This is a genomic window from Streptomyces sp. NPDC006294 (assembly GCF_042870895.1).
In the GTDB taxonomy this organism is placed as follows: Bacteria; Actinomycetota; Actinomycetes; order Streptomycetales; family Streptomycetaceae; genus Streptomyces.
In genome coordinates this window covers 62990-81695 of record NZ_JBIAHV010000007.1, presented here as the reverse complement: position 1 = coordinate 81695, position 18706 = coordinate 62990, and the positions used below count along the sequence as shown (strand labels likewise).

Annotated in this window: 17 protein-coding genes; 9 read left to right on the top strand and 8 right to left on the bottom strand. The window is 71.8% G+C overall.

What is annotated here, in order from left to right:
- Nucleotides 1-66: 66 nt before the first annotated feature.
- From ACFYOP_RS13955 to ACFYOP_RS13940, 4 genes are read right to left on the bottom strand one after another with little or no spacing between them, the layout of a single operon-like run.
- Nucleotides 67-1419 (bottom strand): O-antigen ligase family protein, encoded by a 1353-nt coding sequence (locus ACFYOP_RS13955; RefSeq protein ID WP_388451520.1) that lies wholly within the window; start codon nt 1417-1419, stop codon nt 67-69.
- A gap of 2 nt (nt 1420-1421) precedes the next feature.
- Nucleotides 1422-2891, bottom strand: a complete 1470-nt coding sequence (locus ACFYOP_RS13950) for an exopolysaccharide biosynthesis polyprenyl glycosylphosphotransferase (RefSeq protein WP_356897200.1) — start codon at nt 2889-2891, stop codon at nt 1422-1424.
- Nucleotides 2888-4069, bottom strand: coding sequence for a glycosyltransferase family 4 protein (locus tag ACFYOP_RS13945; protein WP_356897198.1), 1182 nt, complete (start codon nt 4067-4069; stop codon nt 2888-2890). The genes ACFYOP_RS13950 and ACFYOP_RS13945 overlap by 4 nt, the downstream gene beginning before the upstream one ends.
- Nucleotides 4070-4115: 46 nt before the next feature.
- Nucleotides 4116-5216 carry a DUF3344 domain-containing protein gene (locus tag ACFYOP_RS13940; RefSeq protein WP_388451517.1) on the bottom strand — a complete coding sequence of 367 codons (1101 nt, stop codon included), beginning with the start codon at nt 5214-5216 and terminating at the stop codon, nt 4116-4118.
- Between the two features lie 351 nt (nt 5217-5567).
- Here ACFYOP_RS13940 and ACFYOP_RS13935 point away from each other — a divergent pair, with 351 nt between their 5' ends.
- Together ACFYOP_RS13935 and ACFYOP_RS13930 are read left to right on the top strand one after the other, a co-directional pair.
- A complete protein-coding gene (locus tag ACFYOP_RS13935; RefSeq protein ID WP_356897194.1) occupies nt 5568-5864 on the top strand; it encodes a hypothetical protein in 297 nt (98 codons plus the stop codon).
- Between the two features lie 199 nt (nt 5865-6063).
- Entirely contained in the window at nt 6064-6474 is a 411-nt protein-coding gene (locus tag ACFYOP_RS13930) for a rodlin (RefSeq protein ID WP_356897192.1), read from the top strand.
- A gap of 101 nt (nt 6475-6575) precedes the next feature.
- Here ACFYOP_RS13930 and ACFYOP_RS13925 read toward each other — a convergent pair whose 3' ends face one another.
- Nucleotides 6576-7208, bottom strand: a complete 633-nt coding sequence (locus ACFYOP_RS13925; protein WP_356897190.1) for a vitamin K epoxide reductase family protein — start codon at nt 7206-7208, stop codon at nt 6576-6578.
- A 166-nt stretch (nt 7209-7374) separates the two neighbouring features.
- On the opposite strand from ACFYOP_RS13925, the gene ACFYOP_RS13920 reads away from it, so the two are divergent.
- Both ACFYOP_RS13920 and ACFYOP_RS13915 read left to right on the top strand, forming a co-directional pair.
- Complete coding sequence (locus tag ACFYOP_RS13920; RefSeq protein WP_356897188.1) at nt 7375-7785, top strand: rodlin; 411 nt, start codon at nt 7375-7377, stop codon at nt 7783-7785.
- Nucleotides 7786-8109: 324 nt separating this feature from the next.
- The gene (locus tag ACFYOP_RS13915) at nt 8110-8343 is read left to right on the top strand and encodes a chaplin (protein WP_356897186.1); all 234 of its coding nucleotides are present in this window, start codon (nt 8110-8112) and stop codon (nt 8341-8343) included.
- A gap of 100 nt (nt 8344-8443) precedes the next feature.
- Here ACFYOP_RS13915 and ACFYOP_RS13910 read toward each other — a convergent pair whose 3' ends face one another.
- A complete protein-coding gene (locus tag ACFYOP_RS13910; RefSeq protein WP_356897184.1) occupies nt 8444-9241 on the bottom strand; it encodes a putative protein N(5)-glutamine methyltransferase in 798 nt (265 codons plus the stop codon).
- Nucleotides 9242-9602: 361 nt separating this feature from the next.
- Between ACFYOP_RS13910 and ACFYOP_RS13905 the strand changes: the two genes are divergently transcribed.
- On the top strand, nt 9603-10814 hold the full coding sequence (locus tag ACFYOP_RS13905; protein WP_356897182.1) for a pyridoxal phosphate-dependent aminotransferase: 1212 nt from the start codon (nt 9603-9605) through the stop codon (nt 10812-10814).
- A gap of 100 nt (nt 10815-10914) precedes the next feature.
- Nucleotides 10915-11301: a hypothetical protein gene (locus ACFYOP_RS13900; protein ID WP_356897180.1), complete on the top strand. Its 387-nt coding sequence runs from the start codon at nt 10915-10917 to the stop codon at nt 11299-11301.
- A 347-nt stretch (nt 11302-11648) separates the two neighbouring features.
- Here ACFYOP_RS13900 and ACFYOP_RS13895 read toward each other — a convergent pair whose 3' ends face one another.
- Complete coding sequence (locus ACFYOP_RS13895) at nt 11649-13385, bottom strand: Ig-like domain repeat protein (RefSeq protein WP_356897178.1); 1737 nt, start codon at nt 13383-13385, stop codon at nt 11649-11651.
- A 213-nt stretch (nt 13386-13598) separates the two neighbouring features.
- Nucleotides 13599-15452: a phosphoenolpyruvate carboxykinase (GTP) gene (locus ACFYOP_RS13890; RefSeq protein WP_356897176.1), complete on the bottom strand. Its 1854-nt coding sequence runs from the start codon at nt 15450-15452 to the stop codon at nt 13599-13601.
- Nucleotides 15453-15659: 207 nt separating this feature from the next.
- On the opposite strand from ACFYOP_RS13890, the gene ACFYOP_RS13885 reads away from it, so the two are divergent.
- The 3 genes from ACFYOP_RS13885 (at nt 15660) to ACFYOP_RS13875 (ending at nt 18571) form a co-directional block, all read left to right on the top strand.
- A complete protein-coding gene (locus ACFYOP_RS13885) occupies nt 15660-16337 on the top strand; it encodes a hemolysin III family protein (protein WP_356897174.1) in 678 nt (225 codons plus the stop codon).
- Between the two features lie 96 nt (nt 16338-16433).
- Nucleotides 16434-17942 carry an MFS transporter gene (locus ACFYOP_RS13880; RefSeq protein WP_356897172.1) on the top strand — a complete coding sequence of 503 codons (1509 nt, stop codon included), beginning with the start codon at nt 16434-16436 and terminating at the stop codon, nt 17940-17942.
- Nucleotides 17943-17947: 5 nt separating this feature from the next.
- Entirely contained in the window at nt 17948-18571 is a 624-nt protein-coding gene (locus ACFYOP_RS13875; RefSeq protein ID WP_388451512.1) for a TetR/AcrR family transcriptional regulator, read from the top strand.
- Nucleotides 18572-18706 lie beyond the last annotated feature (135 nt).

Here is an 18706-nt window from a genome sequence, read left to right as displayed (position 1 = left end):
GGAGCGCGGCGACCCACCCGGCGCCCTGGTCCAGGTGCCGGCCGCGGTCCCCCACGGGCGTGCCCTTCACGCGGAGGCCGCCCTGCCGAGCGCCCACCACGCCGCCAGGCCCACCACGACGCCGGTCAGCGCCGTCGAGGGGCCGCCGATGTCCGCGTAGAGGAAGTCGACGGTCTGCCAGAGCATCAGGCCGACGGCCACGAGCCCGCAGTCGGCGGCCCGTTCCGCACCGCCGGCGCCGCCCGCACGTCCCGCCCGGACGAGGCGGCGCACCCCGAGGACCAGGAGTGCGGCCAGGCTGCCGGCGAACGCGGTCAGACCGATCAGGCCCTGCTCGCCGAGGACCAGCAGATACATGTTGTGCGGGGACAGCAGCGGCTGCTTCTCGAACTCCCGGCCCGCACCCGCAGTGTCGCTGCCGGACGACAGCCCGATCGACGCATGACCGTCGCGGTGCGCGGGGAAGCCCTTCAGCCCGACGCCCGCCGCCGGCTCCTCGCGCCACATCCCGGCCGCCGCCGCCCACATGGCGTACCGGTCGCCGACCGACCGGTCCGGCGCGTCGGTGACCCGGGTGATGCTGCTGACCCGCTCGGAGATCATCTCGGAGCCGATGCCGAGACCGCCGACGAGTACGACGCCGAGCGCGGCCACCGCCGCCAGGACCCGGACTGCCTGCCGCAGCCCGGTCAGGGCGGTCACGGCGACGGCGGCGAACGCCGTGGCGATCCATGAACCGCGGCTGAAGGACAGGGCCAGCGGCACGACCAGCACCGCCGCGGCGGCGAGCGCGCACGGCTTCAGCCAGACCGGCGCGTCGGGCGGGGTCCGCAGGGCGAGGGCGAGCGCGGCGAGCAGCCCGTACGAGACGACGGTCGCCATCCCCATGACGTCCGTCGGCCCGAAGGTGCCGACGGCGCGGATGTTCTCGCCCATGTACGACGCGCCGGTGCCGGTGGCGTACTGGTGGGAGCCGACCGCGCCCTGTGCGAGGGCGAGCAGGACGAGGCCGCCGGCCACGATCCGGAAGTCGCGCGCGTCGCGCAGGAGCAGCACGACGGCGACCGGCACCAGGACGAAGACCTGCAGATAGCGCACGAAGCCGGGCACCGCGCCCTGCGGGTCGGCGGCGGTGAGCGTGGCGACCGCGAAGCCGACGACGGGCAGGCCGAACACGGCCGCGGCGGCGGGCGTCAGCGGCCGGGACCGGCGGCGCAGCACCTCGGCCGTGCACCAGACCACCAGGACCGCGGAGGCGATGTCCGCCGGGGCTACGGCGCTCCCCGCGCCGCTCGCCGCCGGCAGCGGCGCGGCCGGCAGCAGCACGGTCGCGACCAGGGGCAGCAGCCGCAGCAGCCGCAGCAGCCACAGCGGCGGCATGCGCCGGCCGGGCGCGGCGGTCCAGGTGGCGGCGGTCATGCTCAGCTGCCTCCCAGCCTGAGCAGCGAGGCGGCGGTGCGGGCCAGGATGCACACGTCCTGCCACAGCGACCAGCTCTCGATGTAGTGGTTGTCGAAGCGGGCGCGGTCCTCGATGGAGGTGTCCCCGCGCAGACCATGGATCTGGGCCAGCCCGGTGATGCCGGCGGGCATCCGGTGCCGAGCCTGGTAGCCGGGGTGGGCGTGGCTGAACTTGGCGACGAAGTAGGGCCGTTCGGGTCTGGGTCCGACGAGGCTCATGTCGCCGCGCAGCACGTTCCACAGCTGCGGCAGCTCGTCGAGCGACGTGCGGCGCAGCAGGCTTCCGGTGGCACTCATCCGCCGGTCCGTGGCCACGCTCCAGCGGGTGGCGGACTCGTGCTCGTCGGCGGGGCTGATGGTGCGGAACTTGAGCAGCACGAACGGCCGTCCGTCGAGGCCGACGCGTTCCTGCCGGAAGATGACGCCGGGCCCGTCGCAGAGGCGGACGGCGAGCGCGCAGGCCGCCAGCACGGGAGCGGCGACGACGAGCGCGACGGCGGCGAGGCAGACGTCCATGACCCGCTTCCCGACGAGGCCGAGCGGTGTGCGCACCGCGTCGAGCCGGCGTACGGGGAAGCCCCACAGGTGGTCGGCGCCGCGGCGCGTGGCGCGCCCGGCGGGGGTGCCGTCGACCAGCCAGACGTGGCAGCCGTGCCGTTCGAACAGGTCGAGCAGCACGGCGCTCTCCGGTCCGGGCGGCCGGGTGAGGACGGCGTGGCCCACGGCGTTCTGGATGACCGCGCGGCTGACGTCCTGCGGCCCGGTGAGCACGGGCAGCGCCGCCGGCGCCGTCCCGGCCCGGTGGTCGAGGTCGACCTGTCCCACGGGCCGCATCCCGTACTCGGCGTGGTCGTACAGGGCGGCGGTGACCTGCTGGACGATCGGCCCGTTTCCCACGACCAGCGCCGACCGCGGCCGGCGGGCGGCGGCGAGACGGCGGCTGCGGTGGACGGCCGCCCGGCCGGCGCAGGCGAGCAGCGCGTGCCCGGCGGCCGCGAGGGCCGGGGCGGCCGGGCCGGCCGCGTAACGGGGGTCGAGGGCGGCGAGGGTCAGGCCGACGGCGTACCACTGGAGCAGCAGCAGCCCGTACAGCGTGGGCAGTTCGGCGAGGGCGGAGGGCGACAGCCGGCGCCGGTAGAGGCCGCACCGGGTGTGCAGGACGGCCTGGAGCAGGACGAACGGCAGCGCCGCGATCAGCGGCCAGCGGGCCTGGGACCACAGCACGGCGGAGGCGGCCGGCACGGCGCAGACCGCGGCGAGCGCGTCGGCCGCGAAGAGCCCGGTGGCACGCTCGCCGCGTACGGCGGCGCGGTGCGCGCCCGCGGCGAGGCGACGGCCGGGCACCCGGCGGGGCGGGTGGATCGAGGGGGCCGGGCGGCGGGTGACCGTCGCCTGGGCGGTGCGGGGCGCAGGAGCACTGTCCGTCGTCATCGTTCGGTGCGCTTCCTCGTCATGGGTCGGTGCGTGCTGAGCAGTTCCTGGTAGAGGCCGAGGACGGCCGCCGCCGTGCCGCGCACGTCGGACGTGGCCCGGACGTGTTCCTCGGCCCGGCGGCCCAGGTCGCGGCGGAGGCCGGGCCGCGCGAGGAGCCGGACGAGCGCCGCGGCGAGCGCGGTCGGGTCCTCCGGCGGGACCAGTGCGTACGGCTCCTGGCCGGGCGGCAGGCTCTCCCGCGCGCCGCTGACGTCGCTGACCACGACGGGAAGCCCGCAGGCCATCGCCTCGAGCGGAGCGAGCGCCATGCCTTCCCAGCGGGACGGGAGTACGGCCAGGTCGGCGGCGTGCAGCCACGGCCGGGTGTCCGCGCGGTCGCCGGCGAACAGCACGCCCGGCGGCGCACCGCGCCGCAGCTCCGCCCCGTCGGGCCCGTCGCCGACCAGGACCAGCCGGGCGCCGGGGACCGCGGCCGCCACTGCGGGCCAGGCCCGCAGCAGCACGTCCTGGCCCTTCTGCCGGCAGAGCCGGCCGACGCAGACGACGAGGCGGGTGTCCGCGGGGGTGCGGAACGGCTCGGGCAGCATGGAGCGGGCCGCCGCCTGGCCGCCGGCGGCGCGGGCGGTGAAGTGGGCGAGGTCGATGCCGTTGCGGATCACCGACCAGCGGGCGCGGATGCCGGCCGCCTCCCCGGCGCGGCGCTCGCTCTCGCTGACGCACAGGGTGCGGGTCGTCCAGCGGGCGCCGTACCGCTCCCAGGTCAGGGCCAGTCCGGCGCTCGTGCCCCGCACGGCGTCGAAGGACCAGGCGTGCGGCTGGAAGACGGTCGGCACCCGGCCGCGTACCGCGAGCCGTCCGGCGAGGCCGGCCTTGGCGCTGTGCGCGTGCAGGACGTGCGGGCCGCTGTCGCGGATCAGCCGGGCCGCGGTGCGCACCTCCGCGGCGAGCCCGGGCCCCGGCGCCCGGCCGGCCGGCCAGGGGTGCACGACGGCGCCGGCCTCGGCCGCGAGGCCCGCCAACCGCCCCTGCGGCGGGCATGCGACGACGGGCCTGATGCCCGAGCGGACCTGCTGCCTGACGAGGTCGGTGACGACTCGTGCGACTCCCCCGTCCACCGGCTGAACCAGGTGGAACACCGTGAGTCGGCTCTTCTCAGTCCAGTTTCTTTGCAGCACGTGCGGCCTTCTTCGAACGCGGTGGACTGTAGGCGTAATGCGGCGGTCAGCGGCGCGCGTCGGCCTGAAGGAAAAGGGCCCCGAGGAAATGGCCGCCGTTCCCGGCGCCGAACCGGAAGGTCAGGGAATCGGCTCCGTCCGCCAGGGCGGGACCGATGTCGAACAGGTCGGAGTCGTAGCCGAGAGTGTTGACGTGGGCGGGCTGCCGGCCCGTCACGGTGGCGCCGAGATCGGCGATGGTCGAATTCATCACGTCGTCCGCCGGATTGGCCGGGTCGGTGAGGGCGAAGGGTTTTCGGCCGCCCGCCCGTACGCTCACCGAGTCACCGCGGGCGGCGCGGTCGCCGTCGTACGAGACGAGGCCCGCGCGGCCGCCGGCGCCCGGCCGGATCCGCAGGCCGGCCAGGGTCAGGGAGTGGTCCGCACGGCCGGGGCGGAGTGCCTCGAAGCCGTCCCTGACGGACAGTTCGCGCAGCGGTTCGTCGTCCTTCTCGTAGGCCACGACCAGGGTCCAGCCGCCCCAGGCGCCGGCCTTGGAATGGCCCTTCGCCACGTTGATCTGGGCGACGGTCCAGTAGCCGGAGCCGCTGCGGCGCACCAGGGGGGTGATGTCGGCGGACGCCTGGTAGGCGTCGCTGCCGTCCGCGTCGCGGTGGGCGACCCGGGTGTCGGCCAGCACCTCCTTGTACTCGCCGCCCGGTTCGGCGATCAGGACGCGGCCGTTGTCCGCGGGGGGTTTCTGCTCCCCGACGCGGAGGTTGCCACCCCAGTACAGGCGGGCGTAGCGCACACGGGAGCCGGCGGGGAGGCCGAGCCGGGCGCGGCTGGAGTTGTAGGTGTTGGGGTCGTCGTCGAGGTCGACGTAGAACATGTCGTAGTCGCCGTTGACGCCCTGTGCGCCCTTGCGCACCGCGGAACAGGGCGTGGCGGTGGTGGTTTCCGGCGTGCGGCAGGTGATGGCGGAGTTCGCGGCCCGGACGATTCCGCCGTGGTGGACCGAGTGATAGCGCTCGGTGAAAGGAATGCGCGGTGCTTCCGGGGGCGTGGGGGCCGGTGCCGCCGCGGCCATGAGGGGAGCTGCCGAAAACGCCGTGCAGAGCAGTGCTGCCAGAACGCCTCGCGCAGCGAAGCCCGGCGACTTCGGCATGGTTGGCTCTCCATTTTCGATCAAGTCGACAAAACAGGAGTGCACTTTGTCAGAAAGCTAGTTGGAAATCACGCGGGACGCGCACATAGGGCCATCTGGAGGCCATCTCATTCGCCTTACATATAGGCCTGTCTCCGGTGGTACGACCGTAAGTGCGGGGCGAACGGAACCAGCTCATCGAGTGATTCGGCAAAACCCTTCTACCACTCGCTCGTTGAGGGGGCCACGACGCGGGGAATCACCTCCGCCGAGCCGCCGGAGAAAGGCGGAGATCCGGGGTTTCCCGTGCGGCCACGGCTCGTTACCCCTGTCGACGGCGGAGAACACCGCCGGGGAAAGGGATTCGAAAAGATGAAGTACTCGAAGGCTGCTGCGATCGTTGCCGGCTCCGTGGCGGCGCTGGGGGCGGCTTCTCCCGCCTTCGCCGCCGACTCGGCGAACATGCCGCCCATGAGCCTCACCGCCGGCATCGCCGAAGTGGCGAGCTCCATCCCGCAGATGGACTCCGCCGAGGCGGGCAGCGTGGTGAACGAGGTGGCCGGCGGTGCGACCGAGCTGAACAACCTGCGGGGCAACGCACCCGGTCAGGTGCTGCAGTCGGCCGGTTCGCTGACGCCGATGCTGGGCGGCCTCTCGCTGGGCGGCTGACCGCCGGGGCGACAGCGGCGACAGACCGGGGCGGCCCGTCGGCGACCTGCGGCGGGGCCGCCCCGCGTCCGGTTCGCGGTCGCGGCAACCGGCGTACCGGCACACGACCGTTGGAGTGAACCGGGAGAACCAAACCCCGAGGCGGGCGGTTGTCCAGGGAGCTCCAACGGCGGGCATCCAAGCAACAGAAGGACAGAGAATGCTGAAGAAGGTTACGGCTACGGCAGCGCTGGCGCTCTCCGTGGCGGCCGCCGGCGCGTCCATGGCACCCCAGGCTATGGCCCTCGGCAACGACGGCGGCACCAACTCGCTGAGCGGCAACGGCGCCAAGCAGAGCTACGGCAACGCCGCCACGCACGGTGACATGAGCCCGCAGATGAGCCTGGTCCAGGGCTCGCTGAACAAGCCCTGCATCGGCCTGCCGCTCAAGGCCAACGTGCAGAACATCGTCGGCCTGGTGAACGTCGGCCTCCAGGACATCCCGATCCTCTCGGCCCCGCAGAACCAGCAGTGCGTCGAGAACTCCACCCAGGCCAAGGGTGACGAGCCGCTGTCGCACATCCTCAACGACATCCCGATCCTGTCGGGCAACGGCTCGGCGATCGACTAGTCGTCCCGTACGTCGAGGACCCCGGTGGCCGACGGCCGCCGGGGTCCTCGGTTTCGCGCCCCGGTCCCGGTTTCAGACTCTCGCAGGGCCTGGGGGCGGGGTCAGGACAGCCAGAAGTCCCACCAGCGGGTCAGGATCAGCATGCCGATCACCCCGGTGTGCAGCACGGGCGGCACCCAGGCGAACTCGTCGAAGAAGCCGCGCAGCCAGGCGGGGGCGGGCAGCAGCCGGTGGCGGACGTTGTGCGCGGTCACGTGCCAGAACATGAAGATCGTGGCGACCCAGGCCAGCGCGCACCACAGGCACAGTGCGCTGATCTCGTACAGGGACTGGTACTGCAGCCAGGTGCAGAAGCCCACGCCGAAGAGGCAGCCGGCGTTCAGGCCGAGCCAGTACGCCCGGCCGAAGCGGGCGCCGGCCAGCAGCGCCATGCCGACGCCGATCACCACCGAGTACGTCGCCAGGCCGAGCATCGGGTTGGGGAAGCCGAAGACCGCGGCCTGGTCGCTCTCCATGACGCTGCCGCACGAGACCACGGGGTTGAGGCTGCAGCCCGGCTTGAAGCCCGGGTCCTCGGCCAGCCTGATCTTGTCGAGCGTGATCACCCACGCGGCGAGCAGTCCCGCCGCACCCGTGACGACGAGCAGCCACGCGAGGGAACGGCTGCCGCCGACGCCCTCCCTGACGGCCCGTCGCCGGCCCTTCTCCTCGGCGGACGCCGGCCCGGTCGCCATAATTGTCATATTGAATTCACCGATCGGATCGCTTGCAGGGCCGCCAATTGTGCACCAGCCGACCGGCCGTTACGGCAATCGGGTGAACGCCCGGAACCAAACTGCGCTTAGCCAGTTGATCAGGCTGCTCCGCGTTCGAGCGTTCATAGCGAAAAGGGACAAGCAAGTGATCAAGAAGATTCTGACGACGGCCATGGTCACCGCATCGATGGCGGGCGCGGGTGCGATGATGGCCCCCCAGGCTCTGGCTCTCGGCAACGACGGCGGCACCAACTCCGCGAGCGGCAACTTCGCCTCGCAGGAGTACGGCAACTCCGCCACGTACGGCGACATGAGCCCGCAGATGAGCCTGATCCAGGGCTCGCTGAACAAGCCCTGCATCGGCCTCCCGGCCAAGGCCAACATCCAGAACATCGTCGGCCTGGTGAACGTCGGCGTGCAGGACATCCCGATCCTCTCGGCCCCGCAGAACCAGCAGTGCGTCGAGAACTCCACCCAGGCCAAGGGTGACGAGCCGCTGTCGCACATCCTCAGCGACATCCCGGTCCTGTCGGGCAACGGCTCGGCCGTCGACTAGTCGCACTTCCCCGGCCCCGCCCCCGAGCGCATCACGCGCACGGGGGCGGGTGTCGTCTGCGGAGGCCGAAATAGTGCCGCCGCACAATGCAATCGGAGAGAACAAATCCGTCCGCGGAATCCGGGAGATCCGGTAAATCCGCACCACGGTTCGAAGAATGACTCATGAGGCATACGAGTGACTTTTCGAACTGCCCGTCTCCGAACGGGTTCCTGGCGGGAATCACCTCGTTACTAGCTCTGCAGGGGCGCATGCCCGCACAGCATCCGGCAGCGTAGCGCGAAGGTCGTGGCTGCGCATGGTGCCACTGCTGAAAGGATCGAAATGAAGCACATGAAGGCTGCAGCCGTTGCGGCAGGGATCGTCATGGCCCTGGGCAGCGCCGCGCCCGCCATGGCAGACGCGGGTGCCGACGGCATCGCCGCCGGTTCCCCGGGCGTCCTGTCCGGGAACGTCGTCCAGATCCCGGTCCACGTCCCGATCAATCTCTGTGGCAACACCGTGAACGTCATCGCGCTGCTCAACCCGGCGGTGGGCAACACCTGCGTCAACGCCTGATCCGTACGGGAAGGCGTCCGGTGGACACCGGACGGCAGGGTCCCGGGAGCGAGTCCTCGCCCCGGGACCCTGCCACGTGTACGGACGCCGGAGGCGGCCTTCAGCCGCCGGCGGGCCTCGTCCCGATCACGACGGTCGCGTCCCGCTCCTCGCACACGGCCACCTGCGCGCAAAGACCGTGACCGGTGAACGCCGCCGCGGTCAGCGGCGCCTGCCGCTCGCTCGTCTCGATGAGCAGCGCGCCGCCGGGCGCGAGCCACCGCCGGGCCTGGGCGATCACCCGCCGCTGGATGGCGAGCCCGTCACCGCCGCCGTCCAGGGCGACCAGCGGCTCGTGGTCGCGGGCCTCCGGGGGGAGCAGTCCGATCTCGCCGCTCGGCACGTACGGGGCGTTGGCGATGAGCACGTCGACGCGGCCGGCCAGTCGGCCGGGCAGCGGTGCGTAGAGGTCCCCCTCGTACACCCGGCCGCCGACCGGCTCCACGTTGCGGCGGGCGCAGCGGACGGCGGCCGGCTCGATGTCGGCGGCGTGCAGTTCACCGGCCCCTATGGCGTGGAGCACCGCCGCGCCCAGGGCTCCGGAGCCGCAGCACAGGTCGACGACGACGGGGCGGGGCGGGGCGAGGGCGAGGGCCCGGTCGACGAGGAACTCGCTGCGGCGGCGGGGCACGAAGACGCCGGAGTCGACGGACACCCGGCGGCCGTGGAACTCGGCCCAGCCGAGGACGTGTTCCAGGGGGAGGCCGATGACGCGCCGTTCGACCATGGCGGCGAGTTCGCCGTGGTCACGGGCGGCGGAGACCAGGAGGTCCGCCTCGTCCTCCGCGAAGACGCAGCCCGCCGAACGCAGGGTGGAGACGACGGAGGAGTGGGACGGGTAGAGCTCGGAGACCGACATGAAAACCTTTCGGGGCACCAACGAGGGCGCCCTCGCGGTCACCTGTGCCGGTGGACCGTACGGCTGTCGGATGAGGGCGCCCAGCCTGCTGTCGCGGGAATGGGTCTCACCTCCTCGGTCACGAAGGCAGCGCCCCGGACCACCGGGTGCACTGCTCGGGCGAGCAACAGTACCGCACGTGACGAGGGCAACACCCGAAACCGGCGGCCGCCGGTTTCGCAGGCGACCGGTGCTCCTCGCTGCGGTTTCGAAGGGGCCGGGGCACCGCCACCCCGGAAAGCACAAAGCGGACATTCGCGCTGCGCCCCGGGCGGCGGGAAATGCGGAGCGATCATCCTGACGCGCCCGTAAGCTCACGGACATGCAGGTGATCCAGTCCACGAAGCTCGCAAACGTCTGTTACGAAATCCGGGGCCCGGTCCTCGAGGAGGCGATGCGGCTGGAGGCAGCAGGTCACCGCATCCTCAAGCTCAACACCGGCAACCCGGCCGCCTTCGGGTTCGAGTCCCCGCCGGAGATCCTCGAGGACGTCCTCCGCAACCTCAGCACCGCCCACGGCTACGGGGACGCGAAGGGGCTGCTGTCCGCGCGGCGTGCGGTGATGCAGCACTACCAGACCAAGGGCATCGAGCTCGGCGTCGAGGACATCTATCTGGGCAACGGCGTCTCCGAGCTGATCCAGATGTCGATGCAGGCGCTGCTCGACGACGGCGACGAGGTCCTCGTGCCGGCCCCGGACTACCCGCTGTGGACGGCGTCGGTCTCGCTGTCCGGCGGCACGGCCGTGCACTACCGGTGCGACGAGCAGTCCGACTGGATGCCCGACCTGGCGGACATCGAGCGCAAGATCACCGACCGCACCAAGGCGATGGTGATCATCAACCCGAACAATCCGACCGGCGCCGTCTACGACGACGAGATGCTGCGCGGCCTCACCGAGATCGCCCGCCGCCACAATCTGGTGGTCTGCTCGGACGAGATCTACGACAAGATCCTCTACGACGGCGCCACGCACACCCCCACCGCCGCGATCGCCCCGGACCTGATGGTCCTCACCTTCAACGGGCTGTCCAAGAACTACCGGGTGGCCGGCTACCGCTCGGGCTGGATGGCGGTCTGCGGCCCCAAGGCGCACGCGTCCTCCTACATCGAGGGCCTGACGATCCTGGCCAACATGCGCCTGTGCGCCAATATGCCCTCACAGCACGCGGTGGCCACGGCCCTGGGCGGCCGGCAGTCGATCGAGGACCTGGTGCTGCCGGGCGGACGGATCCTGGAGCAGCGGGACGTGGCGTACGACCTGCTGACGCAGATCCCCGGCGTGACGTGCGTGAAACCGAAGGGGGCGCTGTATCTGTTCCCGCGGCTCGACCCCAAGGTCTACAAGATCAAGGACGACCGGCAGATGGTGCTGGACCTGCTGCGGGCCGAGAAGATCATGGTCGTGCACGGCACGGGCTTCAACTGGCCGGAGCCCGACCACTTCCGGATCGTGACGCTGCCGACGGCGAAGGACCTGGCGGACGCCGTGACGCGGATCGGGACGTTCCTCGACGGATACGGCCAGCCGTAGCCATACCCCCGCCCCGCGCAGGCACATTCCCGACCGGACTCAACTTTAGACTTAATCCAATGTAGGATGGTCTCCTGACCGTGAGCAGGAGGCCATCCCCATGTACGAGCCGATCCGCACCAAGTCGGTCCACTCGATGGCCGACGAGGCGCAGTACCCGCACCGCACTCGCGAGGAGGAGCTGGACATCCAGCTCGCGGGCCACCTCGCCGCGCTGCTGGCCGTGACCGACGAGCTCGGGCTGGACCGGGCGGCCGAGGCCCTCGCCGAGCAGGTCTCCCGGCTGCGCGGCGCCCCGCCCGCCCGTCACGCGAGGCTCAGCGACGCCGACACGGCAGCCCTGCACCGGCGCGCCCACGCACTCGCCGGCCGCGCCCTGGTCGTCGCCGCCTCACGCGCCGACACCGCCGCCGCGATCCTGTCCGCCGAGCGGATGGACGCGCACACCGCCGCGCTGAAGGACCAGCAACTGGTCGGCGCCCCCTGACAGCCCCGGTTCACGGGCCGGGGAGGCGCGTGGACCGGGGCCACCAGAACGACACCTCAGGGTGCAGGACACCCAGCAGACCAGCAGCGACGCGCCGTTCCGCGACTTCATCAGCGGGGTCGGCAATCGGCGAGGCGGTGGCGCGGGACCCCGAGGGGATGCACGTCCTGGCGCGGGCGATCCGGCAGGACGTCCCGGAGTCCGTGGACGCCTACATACGGACCCGCTGGTGGTCCCGGCCCACGGCCGGGGCGCAGCCGCCGGAGCGGCATCTGGAGTGTCAGCTCGGGGTGCTGCGCGCGGAGGCGGTCGCACTGGCGGCCGCCCCGCGTTTCTCCGGGTGGCGCTCAGCGCCGGACGTGGACCGTCGCGGAGGCGGTGCTGCCGCTGTGCAGGTCGTCGCCCCCGTACGACACCGTGTACGTCACATCGCGGCGGGCCCGGGGCAGGTCGCGGACCGTGAACGTCCCGTCGGCGGCGACCGGGACGGCCGACAGGCTGCCGGTGCCGAGCCGGTCGGTGCGCTCGACGGAGAGCGTGACGCCGGCGGGCAGCGGGCGGCCCTGCGCCGTGAGCCGGCCGGTGATCTCCACCCCGGTGCTCATGGACGCCTCCTCGGGCGCGGTGAGCGCGAGCGCCGTCGGAGCCTTGGCGACGTCCACGGCGATCGTGACGTCCTGGGCCGGGCGGTGCGTGATGTCGCCGAGGTAGGACACCGTGTAGGTCGCGCTGCCGACGGCGTCCGGTACGTCGAGGACGGTGAACGTGCCGTCGGCGGCCACGTCCGCGGCGGCGAGCGTGCGGGTCCCGTCGGCGGTGGTGCGTACGGCGGACACCCGGACCGGGTCGGTGGGCGCGGGGCCGTCCAGTTCGAGACGGCCGCGGATGCCGAGCGGTTCGCCGACGACGGCCTGGGACGGGGTCTGCGTCAGCGACCCGGCGAAGCGGGAGTCGTACTGGGCGGCCGGGGGCCGCACGATGTGCAGCCAGAAGGCGTTGCCGTGCGCGTTGGTGGTGACGGCGAACAGGCGGGAGCCGTCCTTCGACCACTCCAGACCGCGCGGCACGATCCGGTCGCCGTCGAGGTCGCCCTCGAAGGCGAACTCCATGGCCGTCGTGCCGTTCGCCGGGTCGGCCGGCTGGATCAGCAGGTCGGGGGTGCTGCCCGTGGCCGAGGCTCCGCGCGCCACGTACGTCCCGTCGCCGCCGAAGGCGACGGCGGACGATGTGGCGCCGGCCGGCAGCGGCTGGTAGGCGGTGCCGGTGTCGCTCAGGTCGCCGGAGTTCAGCAGGCGGGTGCCGTACGCGGCGTCGGCGACGGCGAGGCGGGCGCCGTCCGCGCTGACGGCGAGGTCCTTCAGGTCCAGGGCGCCGTTGCCCTCGGCGTCCGCGAAGCGGCGGGAGTCGCCGCGCACGGGGTTGTCGCCGGTGGTGTCGAAGGAGGTGAGGAACGGGTCGGGCGAGACCGGTCCCTTGGCCTGGCCCATGAACAGCCGGCCGGCCGCCCCGTCACCGGTCGAAAGCAGCAGCTTGCCGGCGGCATTCCAGTTGGTGCGTACGTGCACCCCGCCCACCACCGAGTCCAGGTCGGTCCGGTTCTGGTCGCAGTAGGAGTCGTTGGACGCCGGGGTGGTGGTGTGCCAGCGTTTGGTTCCGGTGACCGCGAGCTCCCGGCCGCAGGAGTCCTGGTGGGCGGCGGTGCGGCCGGTCTCCTGCAGGGTCAGGGTGTCGTAGGCGAAGACGCCCTCGCGCTGGCCCACGTACAGGGTGGAGCCGTCCTCGCTGAGCGCCAGCCCGGAGGCGCGGGTCGGCGTGGTGAACGAGCCGACCTTGTAGCCCTGGAAGTCGTAGGCGACGACGTTGCCGCCGTACTGGCTGTAGTGGTTCCGGTCGGAGACGAAGACCCGCCCGTTCACCGAGTCCACGACCAGGTCGGAGAACGTCGAGAACGGCAGCTTGGCGACCACGTCGGACGGCTCTGCCGCGTGCGCGGCGGGCGCCGCGAGGAGGATGCCGCTGCCGCCGACCACGGCGGCCGCCACCATGGCGGCGACTCTTCGTCCGGCGTACTGATACGTGCTCAACTATGCCCCCCACAGGCTCAGTTCATCATCGAACATGAAGATCCCATGGAACAAGTGAGCGAGCGGTGAGCACAAGACGCCGCGCCGGTGCATTCGGGCAGCGTGCGGCCCCCGGAGCCTGAGGGGACTCCGGGGGCCGTCTTCACGTGGCGGATCGTTCGTGACCCCACAGGTCAGGGCGGATGTCGGGCGACCCGCCACGGGCCTTGCGGGTCAGCCGAGACGCGCCACCAGGGCGCGGTACTCGTCCCACAGCTCCTTCGGCGTGTGGTCGCCGAAGGTGTTGAGGTGCTCGGGGACCAGGGCGGCCTCCTCGCGCCAGACCTCGGCGTCGACCTTGAGCAGGAAGTCGAGGTCCTCGGCCGGCAGGTCCAGGCCGTCGGTGTCGAGCGCGTCCCGCGTCGGCACGATGCCGATCGGGGTCTCCACGCCCTCCGCCTTGCCCTCGAGGCGCTCCACGATCCACTTCAGGACGCGGCTGTTCTCGCCGAAGCCCGGCCAGACGAACTTGCCGGCCTCGTTCTTGCGGAACCAGTTCACGTAGTAGATCTTGGGCAGCTTGGCGGCGTCGCCCTTGGACGTCGCGGCGGCGCCGACCTTGACCCAGTGGCCCATGTAGTCGCCCATGTTGTAGCCGCAGAACGGCAGCATGGCGAACGGGTCGCGGCGCAGCTCGCCGACCTTGCCCTCGGCGGCGGCGGTCTTCTCGGAGGCGACGTTCGCGCCGAGGAAGACGCCGTGGTTCCAGTCGAAGGACTCGGTGACCAGCGGGACGGCGGAGGCGCGGCGGCCGCCGAAGAGGATCGCCGAGATCGGCACGCCCTTGGGGTCCTCCCACTCGGGCGCGATGATCGGGCACTGCGAGGCGGGCACGGTGAAGCGGGCGTTGGGGTGGGCGGCCGGGGTCGCCGAGTCCGGCGTCCAGTCGTTGCCCTTCCAGTCGGTGAGGTGCTGGGGCGACTCCTCGGTCATGCCCTCCCACCAGACGTCGCCGTCGTCGGTGAGCGCGACGTTGGTGAAGACGGCGTTGCCCCAGAGGGTCTTCATGGCGTTGGCGTTGGTGTGCTCGCCGGTGCCGGGCGCGACGCCGAAGAAGCCGGCCTCGGGGTTGATCGCGTAGAGCCGGCCGTCCTCACCGAAGCGCATCCAGGCGATGTCGTCGCCGATGGTCTCGACCGTCCAGCCGGAGATCGTGGGCTCCAGCATGGCCAGGTTGGTCTTGCCGCAGGCGGAGGGGAAGGCGGCCGCAACGTACTTGGACTCGCCCTGCGGCGGCGTGAGCTTGAGGATCAGCATGTGCTCGGCCAGCCAGCCCTCGTCGCGGGCCATGACGGAGGCGATGCGCAGCGCGTAGCACTTCTTGCCGAGCAGGGCGTTGCCGCCGTAGCCGGAGCCGTAGGACCAGATCTCACGGGTCTCGGGGAAGTGCGAGATGTACTTGGTGGAGTTGCACGGCCACGGGACGTCCTCCTGGCCCTCCTCCAGCGGCGCTCCCAGCGTGTGGACGGCCTTCACGAAGAAGCCGTCGGTGCCGAGCTCCTCGAGGACGGGCTGCCCCATGCGGGTCATGGTGCGCATGGACACGGCGACGTACGCGGAGTCGGTGATCTCGACGCCGATGGCGGACAGCGGAGAGCCGAGCGGGCCCATGCAGAAGGGCACGACGTACATCGTGCGGCCCTTCATCGAGCCGCGGAAGATGCCCTTCTCGCCCGCGGAACTGTTTCCTTCTCCGGTGAAGACGGCCTTCATCTCCGCCGGAGCCTTCCAGTGGTTCGTCGGGCCGGCGTCCTCCTCCTTCTCGGAGCAGATGAAGGTGCGGTCCTCGACGCGGGCGACGTCGGTGGGGTCGGACGCGGCGTAGTACGAGTTGGGGCGCTTGATCGGGTCCAGTTTCTTGAACGTGCCCTTGGCCACCAGCTCCTCGGCCAGCCGCTCGTACTCGGCCTCCGAGCCGTCGCACCAGACGATGTCGTCCGGCTGCGTGATGGCTGCGATCTCATCGACCCAGGAGATCAGTTCCTGGTGCTGGGTGGGGACGCTGGGAGCCGCGATGTCGCGCGCCACGATCGCTCCTAAATGAGGGGTTTACAGGTTTGTGCCCCGTGGGGGCTGCGACCCGGATGCTTCGTACCTACTTTTGGCTGGCGCTCATCCGGTGCCGACCGCACTCATCTGATCATCGATGGCGAATGCCCATATGTCCAGAGCCCCTCTCACGTGAGCATGGCCACTCCTCTCTGTGGCCTACGGTCGCGTAGGTAGCATGCGGACATGGATGCAGCCACTCCGGAAGTGACCGAGATCGACCCGACCCCGACGAAGCCGAGGCTGCGCGGCTGGCTGCACGCGGGCATGTTCCCCGCCGTGGTGATCGCCGGAATCGCGCTCACGGCGCTGGCGGACTCGACCCGCGGCAAGATCGCGTGCGGCATCTACGTACTGACCGCGTGCCTGCTCTTCGGCGTGAGCGCGCTCTACCACCGCGGCGACTGGGGCCCCCGCGCCACGGCGGTGCTGCGCCGGCTGGACCACGCCAACATCTTCCTGATCATCGCGGGCACCTACACCCCGCTCACCCTGCTCCTGCTTCCCGACTCCACCGGCCGGGTCCTGCTCTGGGCGGTCTGGGCGGCGGCGGTGGCGGGCATCGCCTTCCGCGTCTTCTGGGTCGGAGCCCCGCGCTGGCTCTACACACCCTGCTACATCGCCATGGGCTGGGCCGCGGTGTTCTTCCTACCCGACTTCCTGCGCGAGGGCGGCGTCGCGGTGCTGGTCATGGTGATCGTCGGCGGCCTGCTCTACAGCGTGGGCGGCGTGATCTACGGAATGAAGCGGCCCAACCCGTCGCCCCGCTGGTTCGGCTTCCACGAGGTCTTTCACTCCCTGACGCTCGCGGCGTTCATCGTCCACTACGTGGGGATCTCGATGGTGGCGTACCAGCACGGCTGAGCGGGCCGCGACGCCGGAACCCGAATCGAATATTGACGCCCGCCTCCTTTTGAGAGTTACTGTCACTTGACATCAACTCTCCGAAGGAGGTGCGTCATGTCCGCACCCGACCCCCGGCGCTGGTGGGCGCTGGCCGCGATGGTCGCGAGCCTGCTCGTGCTGGGCTTCGACATGACCATCCTCAACGTCGCGCTGCCGACGCTCGCCGAGCAGCTCGGGGCCACGACCGGGGAGCAGCAGTGGATGGCGGACGGCTACGTCGTGGTCTTCGCGGCCCTGATGCTGCCCGCCGGGCTCGTCGGCGACCGGTTCGGCCGCCGGCGGATGCTGGTTGCGGGCCTGGGCGTCTTCCTGGCCGGCTCGGTCGCCGGCGCGCTCGCCGGCGACGTCACCACCGTCATCGCCGCGCGCGCCGTCATGGGCGTCGGCGCCGCTTTCGTGATGCCGCTCTCCATGGCCGTGGTGCCGTCGCTGTTCACGGGCGCCGAGCGCACCAGGGCCGTCGGCATCGTCACCGCCGCCGCCGCGCTCGGGCTGCCGCTCGGGCCCGTCGTCGGCGGGTGGCTGCTCGACCACTTCTGGTGGGGCTCCGTCTTCGTCGTCAACATCCCGATGGTCACCGTCGGCATCACCGCCTGCCTGTTCCTGCTCCCCGAGACCCGGGACCCCGCCGCGCCCAGGGTCGGCGCCCTCGCCACGGCGCTGACGGCCACCGGTCTCGGCGCGCTGATCCACGGGATCATCGAGGCGCCCGTCCGCGGCTGGAGCGACCCGGTGGTCCTCGCCTCGCTCGCCGCCGGCACGGCGCTGATCGCCGTCCTCGTCGTACGGGAGAAGCGCGCGGTGCGGCCCATGCTCGACCTGGCGCTCCTGGCCGACCGGCCGTTCCTGCTGAACACCCTGGCCGTGACCCTGGCCATGTTCGTGCTCGCGGGGCTGATGTTCGTCCTGCCGCCGTATCTGCAGGCCGTCCTCGGGAATGACGCCTTCGGCACCGGGCTGCGGATGCTGCCGATGATGGGCGGGCTGATCGTCGCCGCCAAGGGCAGCGGGCCGCTGGCCGAACGGTTCGGCGGCCGCGCCGTGATCGCCGCCGGACTCGCCGTCCTCTCCTTCGCGGGCTTCCTCGGCAGCCGCATCACGGTCGACAGCGGCTACGGCTTCACCGCGGTGTGGCTGTCGGTCGCCGGACTGGGCTTCGGCTTCTCGATGGTGCCCGCGATGACGGCCGCGATCGACGCCCTGCCGCCGGACCGCGCGGGCTCCGGCTCCGGGCTGCTGACGACCGTACGCCAGGTGGGCAGCGCGATCGGGATCGCGCTCATCGGGTCGCTGCTGGCCGCCGTCTACGAGAGCCGGCTGCCGGCGGGCGCGCCGGAGGCGGCCGGCGACTCGGTGGTGGCGGCGCATCTGCTGGGCGATCCGGCGCTCGCGGCGGCGGCGGACGCCGCGTACGTACAGGGCATGGGCGTGGTGCTGGCGGTCTGCGGGACCGCCGCGCTGGTCACGGCGCTGCTCGCGGCGGCCCTGCTGCCGAAGCCGGCCGGGCCCCCCGCCCCCGTGGCCCCGGGCGTGGCCGGGGCGGGGGCCGATGGCCGACAATGACGACCATGGCCGGCACCGCACCTCTGCACTTCGAACAGCACCAGCCTCCGATGGGGCTGCGGGAGCGCAAGAAGCTCAAGACCCGTGTCGCGATCCGCAGGGCCACGTACCGGCTGATCGACGAGCAGGGCTACGACGCGACCACCGTCGAGCAGATCGCGGCGGCGGCCGAGGTCTCCCCCTCGACGGTCTTCCGGTACTTCCCCACCAAGGAAGACATCGTCCTCACCGACGAGTACGACCCGGTCATGGAGGCGGTGCTGCGGGCGCGGCCGGCCGACGAACCGCCGCTCGAGTCCCTGCGGATCATCCTGACCGGCGCCGTCGCCGCGATCCTCGAGAACGAGCCGGAGGAGATGCGGGTGCGCACCCGGCTGATGCTGGAAGTCCCCGCCGTGCGTGCCCGGATGACCGAGACGATGGCCGAGACCTCGCAGCTGCTCGCCCGCCCGATCGCCGACCGGGCCGGCCGGGAACCGGACGACCTGGAGGTACGGGTCTTCACAGCGGCCGTCATGGCCGCCCTGCGCGAGGCGCTGATCCACTGGGGCGAGCGCGGCCGGCAGGACGACCTGGTCGCACTGGTGAACCGCACGCTGGACGTGCTGGAGGGCGGCCTGCCGCTCTGACCGCCCGGGCGGGGCGGGAGAGTTGCCCTCCGGGTCGCTGCACACCGTGCACCGCCTCTGACACCGGCTGCGGAGCCGGCCGCTCACGACTGCTTCCCGGGGTTGTCGGCGGATGCAGGCCGGAACCGATCTGAT

Bases quoted from the DNA above. Each gene is read 5' to 3' on its own strand.
- ACFYOP_RS13955 (WP_388451520.1), bottom strand. From the start codon at position 1,419: ATGACCGCCGCCACCTGGACCGCCGCGCCCGGCCGGCGCATGCCGCCG.
- ACFYOP_RS13950 (WP_356897200.1), bottom strand. From the start codon at position 2,891: ATGACGACGGACAGTGCTCCTGCGCCCCGCACCGCCCAGGCGACGGTC.
- ACFYOP_RS13940 (WP_388451517.1), bottom strand. From the start codon at position 5,216: ATGCCGAAGTCGCCGGGCTTCGCTGCGCGAGGCGTTCTGGCAGCACTG.
- ACFYOP_RS13935 (WP_356897194.1), top strand. From the start codon at position 5,568: ATGAAGTACTCGAAGGCTGCTGCGATCGTTGCCGGCTCCGTGGCGGCG.
- ACFYOP_RS13930 (WP_356897192.1), top strand. From the start codon at position 6,064: ATGCTGAAGAAGGTTACGGCTACGGCAGCGCTGGCGCTCTCCGTGGCG.
- ACFYOP_RS13925 (WP_356897190.1), bottom strand. From the start codon at position 7,208: ATGGCGACCGGGCCGGCGTCCGCCGAGGAGAAGGGCCGGCGACGGGCC.
- ACFYOP_RS13915 (WP_356897186.1), top strand. From the start codon at position 8,110: ATGAAGCACATGAAGGCTGCAGCCGTTGCGGCAGGGATCGTCATGGCC.
- ACFYOP_RS13910 (WP_356897184.1), bottom strand. From the start codon at position 9,241: ATGTCGGTCTCCGAGCTCTACCCGTCCCACTCCTCCGTCGTCTCCACC.
- ACFYOP_RS13905 (WP_356897182.1), top strand. From the start codon at position 9,603: ATGCAGGTGATCCAGTCCACGAAGCTCGCAAACGTCTGTTACGAAATC.
- ACFYOP_RS13900 (WP_356897180.1), top strand. From the start codon at position 10,915: ATGTACGAGCCGATCCGCACCAAGTCGGTCCACTCGATGGCCGACGAG.
- ACFYOP_RS13885 (WP_356897174.1), top strand. From the start codon at position 15,660: ATGGATGCAGCCACTCCGGAAGTGACCGAGATCGACCCGACCCCGACG.
- ACFYOP_RS13880 (WP_356897172.1), top strand. From the start codon at position 16,434: ATGTCCGCACCCGACCCCCGGCGCTGGTGGGCGCTGGCCGCGATGGTC.
- ACFYOP_RS13875 (WP_388451512.1), top strand. From the start codon at position 17,948: ATGGCCGGCACCGCACCTCTGCACTTCGAACAGCACCAGCCTCCGATG.